At 39.8% G+C, this 20,970-nt stretch carries 19 protein-coding genes; 5 read left to right on the forward strand and 14 right to left on the reverse strand.

Annotated features, from left to right (window positions below):
* Window positions 1–159: 159 nt before the first annotated feature.
* Window positions 160–1,056 (reverse strand): SMP-30/gluconolactonase/LRE family protein, encoded by an 897-nt coding sequence (locus Q0590_RS26455; RefSeq protein WP_302040650.1) that lies wholly within the window; start codon window positions 1,054–1,056, stop codon window positions 160–162.
* A gap of 653 nt (window positions 1,057–1,709) precedes the next feature.
* On the opposite strand from Q0590_RS26455, the gene Q0590_RS26460 reads away from it, so the two are divergent.
* Complete coding sequence (locus Q0590_RS26460) at window positions 1,710–3,389, forward strand: DUF5060 domain-containing protein (RefSeq protein ID WP_302040651.1); 1,680 nt, start codon at window positions 1,710–1,712, stop codon at window positions 3,387–3,389.
* Window positions 3,390–3,461: 72 nt separating this feature from the next.
* Entirely contained in the window at window positions 3,462–3,656 is a 195-nt protein-coding gene (locus Q0590_RS26465; RefSeq protein WP_302040652.1) for a hypothetical protein, read from the forward strand.
* A 299-nt stretch (window positions 3,657–3,955) separates the two neighbouring features.
* On the opposite strand, the gene Q0590_RS26470 is transcribed toward Q0590_RS26465, so the two are convergent.
* The 11 genes from Q0590_RS26470 to Q0590_RS26520 all read right to left on the reverse strand — a co-directional run bounded on the left by Q0590_RS26470 (window position 3,956) and on the right by Q0590_RS26520 (window position 15,916).
* Window positions 3,956–5,620, reverse strand: a complete 1,665-nt coding sequence (locus Q0590_RS26470; protein WP_302040653.1) for an alpha/beta hydrolase-fold protein — start codon at window positions 5,618–5,620, stop codon at window positions 3,956–3,958.
* Between the two features lie 141 nt (window positions 5,621–5,761).
* Complete coding sequence (locus Q0590_RS26475) at window positions 5,762–6,853, reverse strand: TlpA family protein disulfide reductase (RefSeq protein ID WP_302040654.1); 1,092 nt, start codon at window positions 6,851–6,853, stop codon at window positions 5,762–5,764.
* Between the two features lie 332 nt (window positions 6,854–7,185).
* Entirely contained in the window at window positions 7,186–9,417 is a 2,232-nt protein-coding gene (locus Q0590_RS26480) for a catalase (RefSeq protein ID WP_302040655.1), read from the reverse strand.
* Between the two features lie 787 nt (window positions 9,418–10,204).
* Window positions 10,205–10,417, reverse strand: coding sequence for a hypothetical protein (locus tag Q0590_RS26485; protein ID WP_302040656.1), 213 nt, complete (start codon window positions 10,415–10,417; stop codon window positions 10,205–10,207).
* 266 nt (window positions 10,418–10,683) lie between these two features.
* Window positions 10,684–11,367: a hypothetical protein gene (locus Q0590_RS26490; protein WP_302040657.1), complete on the reverse strand. Its 684-nt coding sequence runs from the start codon at window positions 11,365–11,367 to the stop codon at window positions 10,684–10,686.
* Window positions 11,368–11,496: 129 nt separating this feature from the next.
* Window positions 11,497–11,715 carry a hypothetical protein gene (locus Q0590_RS26495; RefSeq protein ID WP_302040658.1) on the reverse strand — a complete coding sequence of 73 codons (219 nt, stop codon included), beginning with the start codon at window positions 11,713–11,715 and terminating at the stop codon, window positions 11,497–11,499.
* A 305-nt stretch (window positions 11,716–12,020) separates the two neighbouring features.
* A complete protein-coding gene (locus tag Q0590_RS26500) occupies window positions 12,021–12,689 on the reverse strand; it encodes a cation efflux transmembrane domain-containing protein (protein ID WP_302040659.1) in 669 nt (222 codons plus the stop codon).
* Between the two features lie 148 nt (window positions 12,690–12,837).
* Window positions 12,838–14,214: a HAMP domain-containing sensor histidine kinase gene (locus tag Q0590_RS26505; protein WP_302040660.1), complete on the reverse strand. Its 1,377-nt coding sequence runs from the start codon at window positions 14,212–14,214 to the stop codon at window positions 12,838–12,840.
* Between the two features lie 3 nt (window positions 14,215–14,217).
* Window positions 14,218–14,901, reverse strand: a complete 684-nt coding sequence (locus Q0590_RS26510) for a response regulator transcription factor (RefSeq protein ID WP_302040661.1) — start codon at window positions 14,899–14,901, stop codon at window positions 14,218–14,220.
* Window positions 14,902–15,095: 194 nt separating this feature from the next.
* Window positions 15,096–15,611: a mechanosensitive ion channel family protein gene (locus Q0590_RS26515; RefSeq protein WP_302040662.1), complete on the reverse strand. Its 516-nt coding sequence runs from the start codon at window positions 15,609–15,611 to the stop codon at window positions 15,096–15,098.
* Between the two features lie 95 nt (window positions 15,612–15,706).
* Window positions 15,707–15,916: a hypothetical protein gene (locus Q0590_RS26520; RefSeq protein ID WP_302040663.1), complete on the reverse strand. Its 210-nt coding sequence runs from the start codon at window positions 15,914–15,916 to the stop codon at window positions 15,707–15,709.
* 147 nt (window positions 15,917–16,063) lie between these two features.
* Here Q0590_RS26520 and Q0590_RS26525 point away from each other — a divergent pair, with 147 nt between their 5' ends.
* Window positions 16,064–16,636 carry a hypothetical protein gene (locus Q0590_RS26525; RefSeq protein WP_302040664.1) on the forward strand — a complete coding sequence of 191 codons (573 nt, stop codon included), beginning with the start codon at window positions 16,064–16,066 and terminating at the stop codon, window positions 16,634–16,636.
* Between the two features lie 165 nt (window positions 16,637–16,801).
* Here the strand turns inward: Q0590_RS26525 and Q0590_RS26530 are convergent, their stop codons facing one another.
* Together Q0590_RS26530 and Q0590_RS26535 are read right to left on the reverse strand one after the other, a co-directional pair.
* The gene (locus Q0590_RS26530; protein WP_302040665.1) at window positions 16,802–17,167 is read right to left on the reverse strand and encodes a hypothetical protein; all 366 of its coding nucleotides are present in this window, start codon (window positions 17,165–17,167) and stop codon (window positions 16,802–16,804) included.
* Window positions 17,168–17,198: 31 nt separating this feature from the next.
* Window positions 17,199–18,242: a fatty acid desaturase family protein gene (locus Q0590_RS26535; RefSeq protein WP_302040666.1), complete on the reverse strand. Its 1,044-nt coding sequence runs from the start codon at window positions 18,240–18,242 to the stop codon at window positions 17,199–17,201.
* Window positions 18,243–18,670: 428 nt separating this feature from the next.
* On the opposite strand from Q0590_RS26535, the gene Q0590_RS26540 reads away from it, so the two are divergent.
* On the forward strand, window positions 18,671–18,952 hold the full coding sequence (locus Q0590_RS26540) for a hypothetical protein (RefSeq protein ID WP_302040667.1): 282 nt from the start codon (window positions 18,671–18,673) through the stop codon (window positions 18,950–18,952).
* 544 nt (window positions 18,953–19,496) lie between these two features.
* On the forward strand, window positions 19,497–20,960 hold the full coding sequence (locus Q0590_RS26545) for a potassium/proton antiporter (protein WP_302040668.1): 1,464 nt from the start codon (window positions 19,497–19,499) through the stop codon (window positions 20,958–20,960).
* The last annotated feature ends 10 nt before the right edge of the window (window positions 20,961–20,970 follow it).

The raw sequence follows: 20,970 nt of genomic DNA on the forward strand, positions 1-20,970 counted from the left end.
AAATCTTTTTTAGGTAAGAGCTAAGGGTCTTGTCCTAATATAGGTTGACAAAAATCAGAGTTAAATGAACTCCCCTTTTCTTGAAACTCATAATTGTATTAGTTTTCTATTTGCCATCTGTCCGAAAAACAGGTGGCCGGACAGCTTTATAAAATTGTCTCAATACGAGAGTTTATAAGCCACTACTTTGTTTTTCATAAACGTGGGGACAATCAGCAATTGCTGAGCTGAGATATAATCAATATCGGCTGTATTAGAAGAATCCGCTTGCGTATCTAGCAATAATTGTTCTTTGCCATTCCTGATTAGATAGATCTGTCCTTGCCACCGGCTGGCTAAATAGGTGCTATCGTCTAGAATGACCAGCCCATCTCCACCGGTTACCACTTCATTTATAACCTGTGTATCTTTGTCTTGTTTAGTATAACGGCTTAATCCTTTCCCATCCAGAATAAATAGCTCTCCTTTATTGTTTACAGCAAGTCCGTTGATTCCTTCCATTCCTTGGGTAAGTAGGCTTATTTTTCCATTTTCCAGCATGTGTACTTTGCCGGTTTCGCTATCGGATAAATAGACATTGCTTCCATCATTGGCTGCATCGTTGAGGAAAGTGGCTCCCGGTACCGGATAGTGTTTTACTATTTTACCATCCGCCAGATTGATTTCCACCAGCTCATCAATATCTGTCACATATAATTTATCATGGAGGAGGGTCATACCCTTGGGGGCATTCAAGCCACTTACCCATTTTAATTGGCTTATTGTTCCATCAGGATTAAGTTTAGAAATAGAGCCCTTGCCATCTTTTGTGGAATGATGTCCCTCGATGTTGCTGGCATAAATGATACTGGCCTTTGGGTCATATAAAGTAGATTCAACCGTAGTGAGTAATGTATCTGTTTCCCATACTTTTAGTAAAGAGGCCGAAGGGCTCTCTGTCTCTCTTACAGGGGTAGCTGTGCTGTCTGCGCTTGAACTGCTATCTGATCTTTTATTGTCAGAACAGGCACAAAAAGCAAGGGTTAGTATGAGAAGTGCAATAGTTTTTGTCATCATTCTTTTGGTTAGGCCGTAAATAACAAATAAATTCTTTATTCCATTTCAAAGGGAGCTGCTTGTTCTACTATGTATGCTTAGAGGTGAGCAGCAATACCTTAGGGATAAGTTTAAAAATTTTTACTAAGAAAGTAAAATAAGTCTATAATTGGTAGTAGCCACTATACACTTATTAGTGAACAGTATTAGGCATTTGACAAGGTGTAGGCAGAATTTTAATTGAAGGTCTATAAAAAGGACAAGAGGAATTAGATTAACTCCCCCTTTGGCTTTACTTATTTAATGTTTTATTCTTTGGGAAGGTCAGCAGTAGTTGGTTTGCCTGCAGGTAGTTAACTAGCATTATTTTCTTTTGAAGTAATAGCACTTTCCCAGTTGGGACAAGTTTTATATCCTGCTGATTTAGAATTATGCTCTTGGTGCATAAAAAACAATGCATACAACATTCTTGTAAAAAAGCTTTTCAAGAAAAGAACCGGCAGATTCTTGTCAATATGCTTGATTTTTTTCTTATTACCAGGAACTTACCTATATGCCTACGAGCTTGACTTGCAAAACGAATCAAGGACTTTAGAAAAAATTGTCATAAAAGTTGCATGAGCGTTTGAAAAATATAAAATAAACCCGTTGAGATTGACAGATAGGATTAACTCATGTCACAGACAGAAAAAACCAAGGATATGAAAGTACTGACCCTATTGCTGGTAATTATCACCTTATTGGGCTGTCAGAATGATAACAAACTTGTAGAAGTAGAACAATGGACCACCCATGAAATCCGCTTCGAGTCAGAAAAAAAATATCCCAATGGATACACAGATATAGATGTTTGGGTTCAGTTTGTAAATGATCAGGGAGACAGTCTTCTTCGTCCCGCCTTTTGGGATGGCAATCAGGTATGGAAAGTGCGCTTTACCCCTCCCGACTTTGGCCACAGGTGGTCCTGGGTAAGTTATGCATCTGTCGATGACAGCGGATTGGCAGGAAAAACCGGCACTCTTCACTCCATACCCTATAAAGCAAACAACAACTTATTGAAGCGTGGATTATTAAAAATGTCTCCCGGTAAGCGAAACGTAATGCATGCGGATGGCACTCCTTTTTTGATCGTGGCTGATACGCCATGGTCAATTCCATTCCGTGCTATCCCTCAACAAGTGATGGTTTATGCAAATGACCGCAGACAAAAAGGGTTCAATACGGCACTCCTATTGAGTTTGCAACCAGATAAGTTCGCTAAGGGGCCCCAAGCACGTAATACAGTTTTGGGATTTGGCAGGGCTTTTGAAGATTTACATGAAGGAGCGTTGAATAATCTGAAACCAGATTATTTCCAAACCCTCGATTCGCTTGTTGACATATTGATTGATCATGAACTGGTACCCGTTTACGCGCCATTCGCACATGGCTACGGATGGAAGGGAGAAACAGCGATTGGTACAGAGGCGGAAAGCGATCAATATGTGAGATATTGCAAATATCTGCTTGCCCGTTATGGAAGTATGCCAGCCCTATGGCTGATCAATCTGGATGGTCATCCACTCCATGCAAAGGGGGTAAAGCCTGCAGGGGAAGCGCTTGAGAAATGGGATAGCTATCAACAACCGGTTGGCCTTCATTATAGTCCCTACGATGATTACCTGGCTAGTTGGGCAAAGGGAGACAGCAGTTGTTGTTTTCATTACAACCGTATTTACCAGCAGGAGCCATGGCTGGATTTTCAATGGGCACAAACCGGACATGAGGGCAAGCATCTGTTTCATAAGGTGGAAAGAATGTATGAGGAAAAACCAACGAAAGCTAGTATGAATGGAGAATCTACCTATGAAGCAATGGGGGAAGGAAAACTTGGGCTAGGCTGGTGGCAGGGCCATGATGCATGGAAGCAATTGATGCATGGAGGCACCATGGGTGTGGTTTATGGGGCTGCCAGTCTTTGGCAATGGAAAATTACAGCAGATGAACCAGGTTGGCCGGAATGGACAAATGCGGCTTTCTCCTGGCGGGAAGCCCTGGATCTGGAAGGAAGCAAATATGTAGCATATATTGCCAAAGCCTTTCAGGGATTTGATTTTGCTGATATGGAAAAAAGGTGGGACCTGACTCAAGGAAATCAACCACTGCTTTCAAAGGAAGGCACTTTTTATATTTCCTATCTGGAAAGGGGAGGAGAAATCATCATAAAAAATGTACCTGTGGGCCTTTCCTACTATTGGTTTGATCCCAGGACTGGCCAATTCAGTTATAAAGCAAAAACAAACGCTGGAGGAATGTTTACAGCTCCGGATCCCAATCCATGGGTACTGGTCATCGGAGAAAGAAGCTTTGAATAAAAGATTTTCCGGATGAGTTGATCCTTGTCAAACTGTTCCAGCCATTGGGTGGCAGCTTTATTACGTATTTCCATGAAAGCTATTCTTGTAGGTGGGTATAGTAGAATAGCAGCAGAGGTGCCTAAATATCTATCTCAACCCATTTCCAGAAAGTTCAGTGAAGTATTTGATCATCTCTCTAAAAAGGGTGCTATAAAACTTATTTATGCAAGAGGCTATTGTGTGCGAGAGCGTGTTATCGATTTGTATGTAGCTGCAACTACTTGAACCTGCTACATCTTGAACTTGCTACATTTGACTGGACAGTAAATTATGCAACAAAGATAATTTGACTGAAACTTAAATTGCTGTTACCCGAAGGAATAGTTAAAATAACGCCCCCTTTGCTGAAACTTGGCAGATGGGCCAGAGGTGTTAAAAATATTGTTCTTTATGGTTGTACAGCAGAAGTTTTCTTTCCCCTTTAGCCCAAATTTTCATTTGAAGCTGGAATATTATAGGGGGAATTATTTTAACTACATTGAGCGTTACATTCAGAATGGTCTGCTTCGGCAATAGCCTTTCTTTTATTTGATCAGCATCAATTCTATGCCCTCCTCAAAAGAAGGAATAGCTGTACTCATATGTTCTACCCCCTGGAGGATCTTTGTTTTTAACTCTACAACATCTTTTTTATTGAGCATCTGGTCTAAATGCTTGAAGCCCTCTTCCACATCCTGTTGCATTTCCATTTCTCCCATTGTCATATACACCTCTGGCCTGCTTTCTCCTTTCTTAGAAAGTGGCAGCATTTCAAACGCTTTAATCAGATAAAAGTCAGCATAGGCTAGTGAAGGACTAGCAGCTACATAAGCATTAAAAAGCCTTTCCTGATTTAAATCCCGCCATAAACTATATAAAGTAAAATAACCGCCTAAAGAATGTCCCATCAATGTCCGCTTATTGGTATCCGTTCGGTAATGGGTATCAATATAGGGAATGAGCTCTGTTGTAATATATGTATAGAACTTGTCCCCTCCTCCGCCCATAGGCAAGCCTTGTGAGGAGTGTACCTGAGGAAAGGTATAATCCCGTATTCGTAAGGAATCCATCACATAGGCATTTGCGTAGCCAATACCTACGATGATTGGCTCTATAGCTAGTTTCCCCTTTTTACTTAATTGCCCTACTGCATAGCTTACCTGATCAAAATAAGCATTGGCATCCAGTTGATAGATCACCGGATAGTTTTTCTTTTTGTTTCTCTCATACCCCCTGGGTAAGCGGATAAACAAACTAAAAGAATCATTGACTACGGCTGAATGCATACGTAAAGTAGGAGCAGTTTCTTGATCCTCCTCTTCAACAAATGCATTTTTATCCACTACAGCCGTCACATACATACAATAATGATGAGGGGGTGTGTTCCATTGACCCAGACTGTTTCTACGATAGAAGCTTCTGGAAGTACCACCCAGCTTTACCTCATAATAAATAGAGCCAACATTTTCTTTGGGTTCTGGAATAAACTCAATAGAGACAACAAAATTACCATTCAATTGTAGATGATAGCTTTGCAGATCAAACTTGAGCCAACCTGGCTTGATGGGGTGTCTTTGCAGAATACTTTTTTCAATAATTCTTTCTGCCGGGCGGCCATCAGAGAGTTTGTAAAAATTGATCCTAAAACTTGCACTGTCAGCCCTTGGGGCATTGATGTGGAGGTTGAGCGAAGTGATCTGAGCAGCCCTATTTCCCAGCTTGATTACCTGAGCGATCTCAAAGATATCCTTACTTTCAAACATGCCATCGGTGAAATGGAGAAGCAGATTGCGCCTTTTAATTCCATATTTTTTCTCGGCTAATTTTTCTGCCCTAATGTTTACTTCCCCTAACTGGATTGTTTTCTCTTTTAATAGAATAGAGAGGGGTTCATTTGCAGGCAAACCCTTGCTAATGGGCAGATCAAATGGATGATAGCCCACCAGGGAAAAGGTGAGCGTATCAGTAGCATACTCAGGAGGAATCGTAATAGAGAAAGATCCATCCGCTAAGGAGGTGGTCCCTTTGTTTTTTACCTTGATGCCGATGTTTACATAAGCCAAAGGCTGCTTTGTATCTACATCGATAACATGGCCCCTGAGATGAAGTTGAGCTAAAAGAGAAATATTGCATCCAAAAAGCAGGATTAGTATAAAGAAGGCAATAAGGCTCACTTTTACTTGGGTAACGAGTGGGAAGAGAAAGACCATAGGTAGAGTTGTAGTTGCCAGGTGAGGGTATAGGATATCAACAAATGGTTTATTGCTCTCTATGTTAATTCTTGTGAATTCCGTTTGATAGAGGCATTAGATGGTAGTAAAAAGGCTACTAACCAGCCAGGGAATTGGTGTTCAGGGCACTTTTTTCTTCAAAACAGATGACATTTGATTAAGACTGCCACTGCCCATAATTTTGCCCCCTTCATCAATCAGATAGTAGGAAGGAACCACCCTGATGGCATACTCTTGAGCTACTTTGCTTTCAAATGCCTGCCCATCGCAGACATGAATAAGTGCGTTCATACCTGCCCGCTCAATGGCTTTTTTCCACTTATCTTTGTCTGAATCAAGCGATATATTGAGGATGACTAACCTATGCTTATTTTCGTTTGTTAAAGCGATTAGTTCGGGGGCTTCTTTAATACAAGGGGCACAAGTGGATGACCAGAAATGAAGCAGTACCATTTTCCCCTTAAGATTATTAAGCCTATAAGGTTGATTATTCATATCCACCAGCTCAAATGTTGGAGCCGGGTTTCCAGGACCAAGTCGCCCCTTTTTGCCTGCATATTCTCCAATCTGTATTCCAAAGAAGCTCTCTTTTACCTGGGGTGCTAGGTAGTCATAATAGGTTTGGATAGTCTCTAATGGCAGTAAATTATCTCTGAGTAAGTACTCAATGATAAGCGCTGCTACATATTTATCGCTGTTGTTTTTAACAATAGTCTCACAATAGGTGAGAAAAGAATCATAGACTTGTTTTCTTTTTTCCAACATTTCATTTGAATCAGAAGTGGATAGATCCCTGATTGTATCATAAAAATTCATCCATTCCCGATGAAAGGCATACCATGTTTGATTACTGTTGGGGTCTTTGATAAAAGAGGGTTGGTTAGGATATAAATCTCTGATAGTTTCACTCTCCCCTACCTTTGAAAAAGTACCAAACGCCACGTGAGTTTTTTGGTTTGATAGGATCAAATTCAAGGGACGGCTGTCGTTATAGCCTTCCACGACCATGGAAAAAAGAGTAGGCTCAACAAGGGTATCTTGGAAAGTTAAAAGCCCTTCTTTAATCAGTAGAGAATATGATTTTCGGGTTTTTGTGTTGACTAGCTTTACGCTGCCAGATTGCAGGGAGTGAAATCTGATATCGAGTATAGCTTGGGCATAAACCGTCTGTACGAATAAAAGAAGGATCGAAAGGGAAAGTATTTTTTGCATTTTTTCTTTTTAAGCACGCTTTAGAAGCTATCGGATTGTCTATGGGTGAAGCCATAGGTATAGCACAGGCTGCAGAAAGGTGAAGCAGGTTGTGTAGCCGGCAAGGCAAATTTTTTGGAAAGAAATGTACAATGATTATTTACAAAGAGCAAGTCTATCTATGAATTTCATCAGAAAGCAAGTAGCCGAATACCAAAGGGATTCTGTAGTTACTCGAATGGGAGAATTAATTGAACTATTACTTTTATATTCTTGTAAAAACTTGACAGAGGGCAAAAGGGGAAAGAAAATTTCCTTCACCCCTTTGAATCATCCTTGCTAACAAGGGCAGATCAGGCCGGCACCATGGCTCTTTCTTCGCGCACCACAATATGCCTATGCTGAGCGATGGCTTGAATGAAGGCTTCATTAAAAGCTGTAAAGTCTTGAGAGTTTTGCAAAGTAACAATGCCTTTTTCTACTACCGGTTTCCTTTTCTCTTCTGCCGAAGCTATCGTTATTGCCTGCCCAATACTGGATGCCATCAATAACTCTATTCCTTCATTGATTGCTCCGATGGGTTTGCCATGCTTATAGGCTTCATTGATAACGTGTAGGGCCTCACCTTGTTTCTTTAACTTCTCTACACTCTCTTTTCCACCAGGTATAAAGATGGCATCGAACATGATAGAACCTGTAGTAATATGACTTTTGTCTACTTCGAGTTCTTCTCCTTCTGTGCTTTTAATCTTACCTTTAAACATAGAAACAAGGCTGACCTTTGCTCCTTGTGTCTGTAAAGCTTGCTTGACAGACATTACTTCTATGTTTGAAAAGCCATTATCGGCCAGTATAGCTACTTTGCGGCTCTTAATCGAATTTGATTTATTGTTGCGGTCTATACTCAGTGCAGGCGAATCTTCTACAGTTTTGCCCCCGCTAAGTGCATGAACAGCTTTATCTTTTATGGTTCCGGCAACGTCTTTTACCTTGCTCCCTACTGCTATGGAAGGAGCATCTACGCCTATGCCTTGGGCTACCATAGTGGCCAGTTCATAACTGATATGATTGAGTATTTCATTTACCATCCGTATGCGTACCTCCTTAGATTCTACTTTTCCCAGTTCAAAATGTAGCGCCTGTACAATGCGTTTTTTCTCTCCGGCCGACATACTCTTCCAGAATAAGGTTGCCTGGCTGAAATGGTCTTTGAAGCTTTTGCTTCGCTCGCGGATCTTGTGTCCTTCCACTTTCTCAGTATAGTGTACATAGCCACCTTCCTGCTCAGATGCCATTTTAGGATAGCCACCACCCAGGGAATTAGGAAAGTAATTTACCTTGCCTTTATTAATGGTCTGCCGCATGAAACCGGCACCCTGCTGGTTGTGTACAGGTACTACCGGACGGTTGATAGGCACCTCTGTAAAGTTTGAGCTATGAAAACGATTGATCTGTGTATCTACATAGGAAAACAAACGGCCCTGCAGTAGCGGGTCATTGGTGAAATCTATTCCCGGCACTACATTGCCCGGATGAAAGGCTACCTGTTCCGTTTCGGCAAAAAAATTGTCCGGATTGCGGTTTAATGTCATTTTCCCTATTCGTCTTACTGGTACTAGTTCTTCTGGTATAAGCTTGGTGGCATCCAATATGTCAAATGCAAAGGCGTGTTCATCTCCTTCTGGAATCATTTGTATCCCTAATTCAAACTCCGGATACTCTCCTGTCTCAATGGCTTCCCATAAATCTCTGCGGAGCCAGTCTGGATCTTTGCCTGCAAGTTTCTGGGCTTCGTCCCACACCAGGGAATGTACCCCTAGCAAGGGTTTCCAATGGAATTTCACGAATGAGCCTTCGCCTTGTGCGTTTACGAGGCGGAAAGTATGTACCCCAAATCCTTCCATCATCCGGAAACTACGCGGAATGGCCCGGTCAGAGAGTACCCACATGAGCATATGGGCAGTTTCGGGCATGAGCGAAGCAAAGTCCCAGAAGGTATCATGTGCGGCAGAAGCCTGAGGCATTTCCTTATCCGGCTGTGGTTTGATCGCATGTACCAGGTCGGGAAATTTAATGGCATCCTGAATGAAAAACACAGGAATATTATTTCCTACCAGATCGTAGTTTCCCTCTTGTGTATAAAACTTGGTAGCAAAGCCCCGCACATCCCTTACTGTATCAGCAGAGCCTCTGGAGCCTACCACCGTGGAAAAGCGAACAAATACAGGTGTTTTCTGTGAAGGATCCTGTAAAAACTTTGCTTTGGTCAGATCTGCCATAGATTCATATACCTGGAAATAGCCATGTGCGCCCGAGCCCCTGGCATGCACGACCCTTTCAGGTATGGATTCATGGTCCAGGTGCGTCATTTTCTCACGGAAATGAAAATCTTCCATGAGTGTTGGCCCACGGGAACCAGCTTTGAGGGAATCGTCGGTGCGGCTGATGCGAACACCCTGATCAGTAGTCAGGTACTGTTCATTTGGGTCTTCGCGGAAGTTTTCCAGTTGCTGATTTTTACTGTTTTCGTCAACCCTGGTGGTTTCGATGGAATTTTTCTGATCTTTATTTTCATTTTTCGCCATAAAAGTGAAGGTGTTTAGGTGAATATGTTATATTAGCGGAGTCAGGCTAAACATCGCCGACAGGTATTTTTAGAAAGTAAAAAGCAAACCGAGTATACCTGATCAGGTACAAGCTATTAGCACATTCCCCTATTATTGCCTGTTTGAACGTGCATAAACGCGGGCATACAGGTATACAATCCACCTATTACCCATGAAGTTAAGAGCTAAGCAGCTGCCTAATTTATTATCTATTATTGCTCATGCTTTTTCATGACACTACACAATAGATACGCTAGTAGCTTTAGTATACTTCATATCACTAATCCAGGTTTAGCAGCAGAAAGCCGAGTAAATACCCATTTTTGCAGTTTTTAATCGCGTAAATGAGGTTTGAAAGAAAAGATATAGGCATTTATGATATTATTCTTAGCAGGGAAGTTATTGATGCCAAGAAGATTCAGCAATTTCAAATTACTAAAGTAAGGTAACTATTTGTACTCAATACTTATATAATAGCCGTTGTTTTGCCAAGTATTTATACTGTACAAAATAGCTAAACTAAATGGCTGTCCGTGGTGTACAAAGTGACCCCCTCCAAAAACAGAGAGGGATAAAGCAGAAAAATCGAGCCCGATTGACATTGTTTATGATCATAAGCTCGCTTATCCAATGAGATAAATTCTTATTGAGTGTTCTTGCTCAATCCATAGTCCACTTGAATACGTTTAGCTAACACCCTATTTTCTTGTTTGATCTTCTCCATGATAGTAATAGCTACCACATCTTTCCCTTTTAGTACGCGTATTTACTTATATCTTATCAAGTAAAATTCATCTACCTTTATCGCATCTACAGAGAGTTTATTAAACTCCGGATGGCTCTCTATATAACTTATTGGATGCACCTGGTAATAACCCGCTCCTTCAATCTTAAACTCTCGCTTAGTAATGGGTGTAGCTTCTTTGCCGAAATAATTCTCAATAATTTTTTGTTCCCTGGTTTTTTCTACTTTTATCATATATACAAGTATTTGATGGGCATATTTTATCAACTATACCTGTATTTATACGGAAGAGAGATTTCGAAAATGATTGTTACAGATTAGAATGTGATTAAAAGATCATTAAAAAATAATTAGAATGGACAACAGTCATACTCAATTTTAATTAGATGTAATTTGTTTTTTAGGATTTTGTGGCAGATGATGTCTCTTGTTGATTCAGATATAGTCATTGCTATCCTTTACAGATTTGTGCATCAGCTGTAATAGATAATGGTAGTTAGCTATATTTCAAGTTCATAATCTAAGTCTGACTGGTAAATGTCACTAAAATTCCATCCCTCGTTGTTGAGCATGATGCCAATTAAATGTCTTCTTCTGGAAATTTTCTTATATGATTCCCTTATTTGATGATCTTCTTTTATCAAAGGGATGCCTGCTTCTTGCAATCTTTCTATCTGTGGGAGGGAAATCTCTGTTTTTGTTTTTTTTATAAAATTCTTATCTAATACATTAAGAAAACTAGCTATTACTTTTCTTAAATGACCTATAACCTGATTACTTGGCCTGTTTTCCTCCGGCACATGTACTAATAAGATTGTCAGTGCTTCATCTGGTGCAGCTATACTTAAGGAACTAGAATTTTGGGGATGCGAGTTGTGAAAACTATACAAAATGGGATACGCTAACAGCTGCTGTCTATGGGTAAGAATCATATCCGAGAGATCACTGAAATTACTTTCCAAACGCTTGAAACTTCCTTTCTGCCAATGGTTTAGTAGTATTTCCTGTGGATCTCTGCCCAGTAAATATATTTTCTTGCTTACTTTTTTCTTAAATACATCCGCTGAAAGTATAGGCAACATGTAGGTAACAGCTGTAGTAATAAACATAAAACCTGTAAATAATAAAAATACGGTAAACATCCGCCAGGCATTGCTTGTAGTCTTGTAGTCTCCGTTTCCCATTGTGGTTAACGTTTAGCCTGCATAATATACTCTTTCCATAATACTAGCTCTTTCATTCGTACCTGAGCTCACAACAGAATCCGGATCTGCGTTGATAATGAAAGCACAGCTAAGCCAGATCAGCAGAAACTAGGATATAATAATGGCACCTATGGTGAAAATGCCTACATATTCTAAAAACTTTTTTGACCCATCCTTTCCACAGATGAGCAAGGAAGTGCGCCATATACCCTTTGTCAGTGTATCAGTTAAGTAACCTGCCCCGTTGGAGGAAAAAGTGGTATAAGATAGATCGCATACAGTTCCAATAAGTAGGATAATACCGGTAATAAGTGCAATATAGTTCATGGAGAATTGATCGTATGTTTTCTATTCCTGACAAATATATCTACACTCACAGATAGAATACACTTCAAGGAATATGAGCGCTTTGGACCTTTTGAATAAAATATATACTCCTTCTTTCTATTGAAGGTTATGCACCGTATCAGCATTTAATATATCAAATAAATAACTATATGAGAATAGCAAGCAGATTACAAATAAAAATGAGAGATGCGCTAGTGCTTGAATTCATGCATACTATTAATCATGCATATTATAAATAGTGATAGATTGTTAAATAATCTGATTTGAGTTAGAGTCTATATGTATTATTGAACTAGTTCCCTGGATTGCCTCATGTAATTATTTCCTTCCATAATTGTAAAGAAAGTTAGTCCTGCTCTGCCGATTACATCGATAAAATCATGCGTATAAAATGCATACAGTATACTTGAAAAGAGCAATACACCTGACATTTGAATAGAACCCCTGGTTGCATAGGCATCGTTCAGCAAGAATTGGGATGACAACCTGTATCCAAGAGAAGCCTTATAGCGGTACAGAAAAAAAACAATGGCAGCAGAAACAATGGAAATGTAAATGCCTGGGATAGTAGTTTCCGGCTTTTGATTGGATGAATTATACCAGATGATAGATGTTAACAGGCGGGCAGATACAAAATAAAAGCCAATACCAGCTGTCCGTAACATACAATACAAAAAATAATTGGCCTGTTGGTGTAGTCCTTTTTCCTGGCACAGAGCCATATACCCTATTCCTAGGGCAGTTAAAATTCCAATCCCGCTGTGAATGCCAAAACCAAATAAAACCAGATGATTCGTATCACCTGCTATGTACACTGATACAATACCTTCGGTTAATTTGTAGAGGAACGTAATCATACTTAGCCGGAAAACCTTTCTGTAAAGTGCTTTTTCCTCTTTTTGGCTTAATTCAAGTGTATGCCCGGCCGGTTGGCTTGGTAATGATCCTCTCATACTACTAGAAGTTAGGTTTGCATATACGTTCGGGAGGGTAGTTCCATTAAGGAAATATATCTAAATAACACCTGATACCTTTAGACAAAGGTAGAGGAGAATATCCAACAGCACATTAATGGCTTGTTAAAAGAGGATTAGAAAATGATTAGAAAGCAGTGGGAAAGCGGAGCGTAAAAGTAGTACCTTGCTCAAGGACAGAAGAAAAACTAATTTCGCCCTGGTGTAATTGAATGATACGTTGGGTAAGCGAAAGGCCTATACCATGGCCTTTTATAGACTTAGCATGCTCACTTCTGAAAAATGGCTGAAAAATATAAGGTGCATCCTGTTTATCAATACCTATCCCTTGGTCCTGAAATTGAATAATTATTTCTTTCTCATTTGCTCCTAAGATAACTTTAACCTGTGAATCCGATGAGTATTTACACCCGTTTTCCATTAAATTCAAAAAGGCAGTGACCAGCAGCGATTCATCTCCGCTAATAGTGAGCGAAGGGTGTCTATTTTCCAACTCATTGTCAAATTCAAACACCATAGTATATCCGGGCTGATTAGACAATAATTTCTTGCCTGCTTTATATACCACCTCATCTAAAGATACCCTGGAAAGGTTTATCTGAGCCATACCCAGGCTTACATGGGCTAATTCTAAGAGGTTATTGGAAAGCTTGTTGAGATGGGATATGTCCGCTAAAACAGATTTCCATTTTTCTTCATGCTCCTGCACCGTCCTGGGCTTAATCAAGGTTACTTCAATCTTTCCGGTGATAATTGTCAAGGGGGTACGCATTTCGTGAGAAGCATTGGCTACAAAGCTACGCTGCACTTCAAATGCATCCTGCACCCGATCAAGCATCTGGTTAAAGGTAGTAGCCAGTAAGGCTAATTCATCCTGGCTTTTTCCAACACACACCCGCGAATGCAGGTTAGAAGCCTTAATCTTTGATACATGGTTGATCATTTCTGATACAGGTCGCAGAGCCCGCCCTGCATATAACCAGCCTGCCAGTGCCACTATGATCAGACTGGCAATTAACCCAGTAGCGAGGATTGTACGCAGGAAAATCAGCTCACTCAGCCCATACCGGTCAATAGCTGAAGCGATAATGGTATATTGCTTATTATGATAAGTTACCGTAAAACCAATGGCTTCTCTATTGCCTTTCCGGAACCGGATTTGTTTTTCGCTTCTGATCTGATCAAAAATCTGTTGAGTGCCAGCTACTGCATCCGGCGTTTCATCGCTTGTATAAATTACCTGATTATCCTGATTATACACGCTTATCTGTTGCTCAGGTAATGAGGTCAGGTTATTCCGCTCTATGATCTGCAGCAAGGCTTCATCAACTTCATCTACTTCAATCAATAAGCGGGTAGTAGTCTTTACCCTTTCTTCCAGACGGGTATAAAAATCGTTTTTCCTATGTGTAAAAGAAGAGAAATAAACGGACAGGGAAAAAATTGCCAGAATAGAAGCTACAATCAGAGTAAAATTTAATGTAAGGCGGGTGCGGATCTTCATAGCTCATTCTTCATACATCTTCATTATATAGCCTATCCCTGTAATGGTATGGATAAGCTTGGGAGAAAAGTCTTTATCAATCTTCTTACGTAAATAATTGATGTATACATCCACTACATTGGTGCCTGTATCAAAAGATAAATCCCACACTTTGTCTAAAATTTCATTTCTGGTTAAGGCTTTGTCCTGGTTACGCATGAATAGTTCTAGAAGTGCAATTTCCCGGGCTGTAAGCTCAATCACCTGGTTACTCCTTTTTACGGTTTTGCTGTTTACGTTCAATTCCAGGTCGGCAATCCGAAGAATAGGTATTTCAGGGGGAGGGCCATATCTCCTTTTATTCAACACCCTAAGCCGGGCCATTAACTCCCTGAATTCAAAGGGCTTTACCAAATAATCATCTGCACCGGCGGCAAATCCGGAAAGCTTATTTTCGGTTGTTCCCATGGCCGTTAACATCAATACCGGTAAATCACCATAGCGCTCCCGGATAATCTTACATAATTCAAAACCATTGATTTTGGGTAAATTTACATCAATGATCACTGTCGTGTACGGTGTCTGCATCATCATCTGCTGGGCGGCAACAGCATCTAAGGCAATAGTAGCCTCTATGCCATAATCCTCCAATCCATTTTTAATGAATGTGGCTACTTCTTTTTCATCTTCTACGATTAATATCTTCATGGGTAAATATACAATTGTAATCAAGTATACTATGGCTTAGTCAGTGCTATTGAATTTTCCATTTGCGTTCATTGGAGGCAAATCTCTTAGTATATCATCAAAATTGGTCCGCAAGTTTAAATTTTGTTGAGGATATGGTATTTCAACTCCTTGCTGGATAAATTTTTCAAAGATGGCATAATACAATTGGCTTTTCAATACTTTTGGGCGATCAATATACTCAATATAGATATATTATCATTGGTAATAACCGTTGTGGCTCTAGCGGATATTTTAACAACATCCCCGGTAACTTCGCCTACTGCAATACGGTCGCCAATACGGATGTGCCTTTCAAAAAGAATGATAATACCACTAATAAAATTATTGGTGATATTTTGTAAGCCTAACCCGATACCAACACCGAGAGCACCGGCTAGTATGCCTAATGTACTTAAATCAACGCCAGCTGATTGCACAATGACAATAATGCCAATAGTCAAAAGCGTATATTTAAAAATACTTCCAATAGATTGCCGAACACCTGTTTCCGCTATATACCGGCTAAGTATGCGGCTATCAAGGAGTGCAGTTAATTTGCCTGTAACATAGAACAAAATGAAAATGTATATTACAAAATACAACACATCCCCAAAGCTGATGTCTGTGTTTCCCAGGCGTAGGATTGACTCTCTAAAATATAGTTGTAATTTATCAAAGAACTCCTTCATAGTCAGATGCTAAAAGTTTCAATTACTTACTTGATTCTATGTCTTTAAGCAGCTTTACCCTTATGCTTGAAAGGATAAAAAACAAAGTCTTTGTTTCAACATATTTTTTTCAGCACCAGCAAGCTAATCCATGCAATGACCATAACAATTACTCCCAGGATCAGGATTGCGGCAAAATTCTCCAGGAGCGTAAAGTGATAAAAGCTCATAAACAGAATATACCAGCAACCAATACCATATACGATTGTACAAACGGCTACCACTTTTTTTTCTACAGGTCTGATTATCTTCTGGTTTTTAGCCATAGGCATGAAAAGGATTTATATAAGAAATGATTATATTTATTGCAGGGTAGTTGCGTTAAAATATATAGGTGATCTAATGCGGGCAATGTGCCTGGATCCATTCCTATTAGAGGCGCTCAGCAGTTCTTTAACCTGTATTTCCAACTCATGACTGATGAACACATTCGTACTTATTTATTGAGCTATATTGCTGTTTTTTTGACAGTGATGATACTCAGTAATATTTTGCGCAAGCAAACCATGAGTGAGCTGAAAAGGACAATTACCGACCAAAGAATTAATCCAGATAAGTTGTATCTGTTGGTGAATAAACTTTTTAAACTGTTTTTAGCTCTTGCCGTGCTAATCATTTTTCTTTACTGCTTTGCCCCGCAATATTATATGTTACTGATGCCGATTGAATCCCTGAATGATCCCCTTATCAATCATACAGGAATATTTTTATTGTTCATCTCACTGGTGTGGCTATTATTTGCACAGATACGCATTCAAATCTTCTTCAGAAGCATCTCCCAATCTGACAAGGTAAGTGCTACTGATTATCAATATAAGTGGCTGTATATACATTCTAAACTTATGCTGTCAGCCGGTATAGCCCTTATGCTTATTGGTTTGTTTGTTACTATCTCAAACTTATTTGCTATTTATTTACTCCTGATGGCATTGGTGGCTTATTTTATTCAGGTAAAGTTAGCCGATGATCCTGCAAACCGACTTTAGTTAATAATAAAAGGTGCTGTTTTTATATTCTACGGCTATTGATCATTTTTCTATTAACACATAGGATACACTCATCTTTAAGTTATAGATTTGCTTTCTGTAGTATTCTCAATGACCATTTAATTGACAGAATAAACCCAAAATTGTTCAACTACTTATCTGGTCTTAAATAACTGCCTTTGACCCAGCCCGGCTCAATGAATAATTGGTTAGTTCCTTTTGCGGATATTTTCCGCTTAGGCACCAAAGTTCCAGGTCTGTTATTATTCCACAGGTTATATACAGAATGGCTTCTGCACCACTTTCGAGCTCATCCGAATTCACCAGTAATCCATCCAGTATGAGGTCCCGGTTTATCTTCTTTTCCAGTATCCCTTTATGAGGAATTTCAAAACTAATAAAGCAACCGGTTTGTGTATATTCAATCTCTTTTATTGTAAGTTGCTCAAGCTGGCTTCTGAGCAGGGTACCTGCTTCTTCCCCTTCCGTTATAGCATATAAAATATCTCTGATAAAGGCTGATTGAATCATGGCAATATCCAGTTAAGTATAGTCTAAACAATTAAGATGCAATTTGTTGTGTGCGTTGTTTCAATAGAGCAATTATTTGCTCATGGGAGCTATAGGTATTCTCTATATTCACCACATGCGTAGCTAAGATATCATAGCGCTTCCGCATTAAGTAGTAAAATATAGCCAGGTAATCCACTCCGTCAAAAACAATGGCCTGGTTTCGGGCATACTCTTTTTTAGTAGTAAGAAAATACACCGGGTGTTGAGTCCAGTGCATACTTGGCCTGATATGATGGCTGATATGATAGCCGTCGTTCCAGCACTTTTTATTATACACTGTATTAATGCAGGTAATACTGTTTTTATAAGGATTACCAGGGTCGGCAGCGTCAATAAAGGCATGTTGTGTCCAGTTGCCCAGCATGCTGATAAAGCGGGAAATCAGAAAAGGCAGAATAAACACAACCAGGGTAGCCTTCCAATCCAGGAAACTTAAAGCAATACACATTACAAAAAAGGCTAACTCCCCCATAATGGTACTAATTAGTAATTTTTTCCGGTTCTTCTTCAGGAAATAAGCCGATAATCCAAAAATGCCGGTAAACAGGAAACTGCAAAAATAGTTCATAAAGCCCCGCAGGCTATCCCTCTGGTAAAACATGGTACAGCTTTTATCTTCCGGAAGGTTGTTTTCCGGATGGTGCATACCAATATGGTGACTGAAATAGGTTTCCGGAGTTTGCCCAAAAAACGGCCCTAACATCCAGGGTAAATAATAATTGGCCCAGTTGTACGCTTTTTTAAACAGCTTGCGGTGGCTGGTACAATGCAGCATCAACCCGAATGGTCCTTTAAAATAGAAATTATTCAACAGCAGATAACCGGCAGCAAAGAGCCACCAAAGCCATCCATCCAGAAGGGGCAGGTATAAAAAAATGGCCATTGGAACCAAAGTGCAACTGATTGCAACAGTCAGATACATAAAAGGCAGGTCCCGTTCATCGCGGATAAGCCTAAGGAAAAACTTATCTGCTATCGTGTATTTTTCTTTCTTCCTGTAGACAGGATCATGTATCTGGGAAAGTAATTTCATCAGGTCAGGTTTGGTTTATATTTTACATTAAACGCCCATTTGGGCAGGCTTTGCAGGTGCTTTGGGGTTTATTACCTTACTCGATAGGTACGCCACTCCTTTAGGAACCCCAAAGGTAAACAATAAATAGTCTGGAGAAATTAACAGGTTGTTAGAGGGGGATTAAAATTCGGTTAGAATTCTAATGTTAATTAAAACCTAGGTAAACAACACATAGTAAATGCCTGCTGAAAGATTCAAATTAGTTGATAGGAACAGGCATTTGCACCCATTTAACATGCTACATTATCTTATTCAAATAATTTACTTTGGCGTAAGTTCATCAAGTGTTATCTTTGCCGGAATATGCGTAGAAGGCTTTCAGTAACCATACTCATTCCGGCATTTGTTCTGCTAGTCCTTTGCTTTGAAAAAACTTCAAAGTGAATATGCCTCTTTCCAATGAAATTGCAACCGCCAATTATAACATAAAATCTGCCGGTGCGGCTACAGAAGGCAAATTATATACCTTCTTCAATTTACAGCTTCCCGATGCTGTTGTTGTCCAGGCAACTTCCATTCAGGTGGCATTCCTTGACGTATTCTGCCTTTTTGTGTTAGCCTTCTTTTTATTTTGTAGAAATAGTAAGGTTGTTGCCGTTGATCCCTTATTTATTTACTTCTACATCCGCATTATTTTCCATACCCTTATTCTCATCAATGCCCCTTAGCCCTACTTTGGGGAGTAAAGTGCCGGAGTAAATACTATACAGGTTATGGCAAACCAGAAAACAGTTTTGCTGCCTGCTTTATTTATTCTTTCACACCTACTTATTTTATCTCTAATAGAACGGCTTGCATTCACCATGCGCTTGCTGTGCTATTACCTGATTTTTCAAACTATTCTTCATTGCTAAACTCACGCATCTGCTTTTCATAACAAAAGCAGCATGATACCTTTTGGATAAATTTCTATCCAAAAGACAGGTATAAGGGCCAAATCGGAAGAATAAAACTTTTATTTTTTAATCATTTAACTATTTCCCAAGTATGAAACCTGAAAATCAAAAAAATAAGATCACAAACGATGATAATGATGGAAGCGAAGTAAACTGGAAGGTGGTAGGGCCCATATTAGCAATAATCATAGCTTGTGTAATCTGGGCAGTGTTTTTTTAAATTAATCAGCGAGTGCGGGGCAATATGCTCTGCACTTCATTTTATTAGATTGATATTTATACTAATTTTAACACTGCTAACACCTACTACCTGCTAATGAACTTTACCTTTGAAAATATTTTACTAGGCTGCTCCATTTTGCTCTTTATTGGGATTATAGCCAGTAAAACTTCCGGAAAAACCGGTGTGCCTGTATTACTGCTTTTTCTTGGGATAGGGATGCTTGCCGGCTCAGACGGAATCGGGGGAATTTATTTTGACAATTATAAGGCAGCAGAATCATTAGGATCCATTTCACTGGCCTTGATTATATTTTCAGGCGGTTTAGATACCAAATGGGAAAGTATAAAACCTATTTTGTGGCGGGGTGTCTCCTTATCTACCTTAAGTGTATTGATCACTGCTCTGGTTGTAGGGGTATTCGTATCGTGGATATCAGACTTTTCTTTACTGGAAGGCCTGCTGCTTGGCTCGATTGTCTCCTCTACGGATGCAGCAGCCGTTTTTTCCATTCTCCGTACCAAAAATATTGGCCTGAAGAGGAATCTCCGGCCAACTTTAGAATTTGAATCCGGCAGTAACGACCCCATGGCCTACTTTCTTACGATAGGCGTGACCGGCCTGCTGGTAAACCCGGAAAGTTCCATTATAAGTTTAATCCCTTCTTTTTTCATTCAAATGATCCTGGGCAGCTTAGGTGGTTATCTAATGGGAAGAGTCTCCCTGTGGCTGATTAATCATATCAAGTTAGAAAATGACGGTTTATATCCTGTACTAACCTTATCACTGGCCATCTTTACCTTTGCAGGCACCAATTATGTGAATGGAAACGGTTTTCTGGCTATTTATATTGCCGGCATGGTGATGGGCAACAATAATTTTATTCATAAGAAAAGCTTAATCCGCTTTTATGATGGCGTTGCCTGGCTGATGCAAATCCTGCTATTTATTACCCTGGGCCTGCTTGTATTTCCTAAGCAAATTGTGCCGGTGATAGGTATTGGCCTATTAGTTTCCTTATTCCTGATTTTTGTAGCCCGTCCGCTAAGTGTGTTTATCAGCCTGCTTTTTTTCAGAATGTCGGTCAGGGAAAAAGTATATATTTCCTGGGTAGGCCTCAGGGGCGCAGTGCCTATTGTGTTTGCTACCTATCCTTTACTGTCAGGCGTAAACCAGGCAGAAACCATGTTCCATATTGTTTTTATAATTGTACTGACTTCGGTAATTCTGCAAGGTACTACCCTGGGCGTAGTTGCCAACTGGCTGCATCTAAGCGTACCAGAAAAGCTCCGGAGAAAATCAGCTTTAGAACTGGAGTTAGCAGACAATGAGAAAAATGCCTTGATTGAAGTGGAAATTCCTCCTCAAAGTAAAGCTGTTGGAAAAACCATTGTGGGCCTTGATTTTCCAAAGACTTCATTAATTGTAATGATTAAACGGGACAATGGATATATAGTACCTAACGGAGCTACCGAGATTAAATCCGGAGATAACATGCTGATAATGGCTGCCGATGAAAGAGAAATAGACAGGGTACATCAGGTACTGGACATAGCTTAAAATCCATTGG

Origin of the sequence: Rhodocytophaga aerolata (assembly GCF_030503435.1) — a bacterium.
Taxonomy (GTDB): Bacteria; Bacteroidota; Bacteroidia; order Cytophagales; family 172606-1; genus Rhodocytophaga; species Rhodocytophaga aerolata.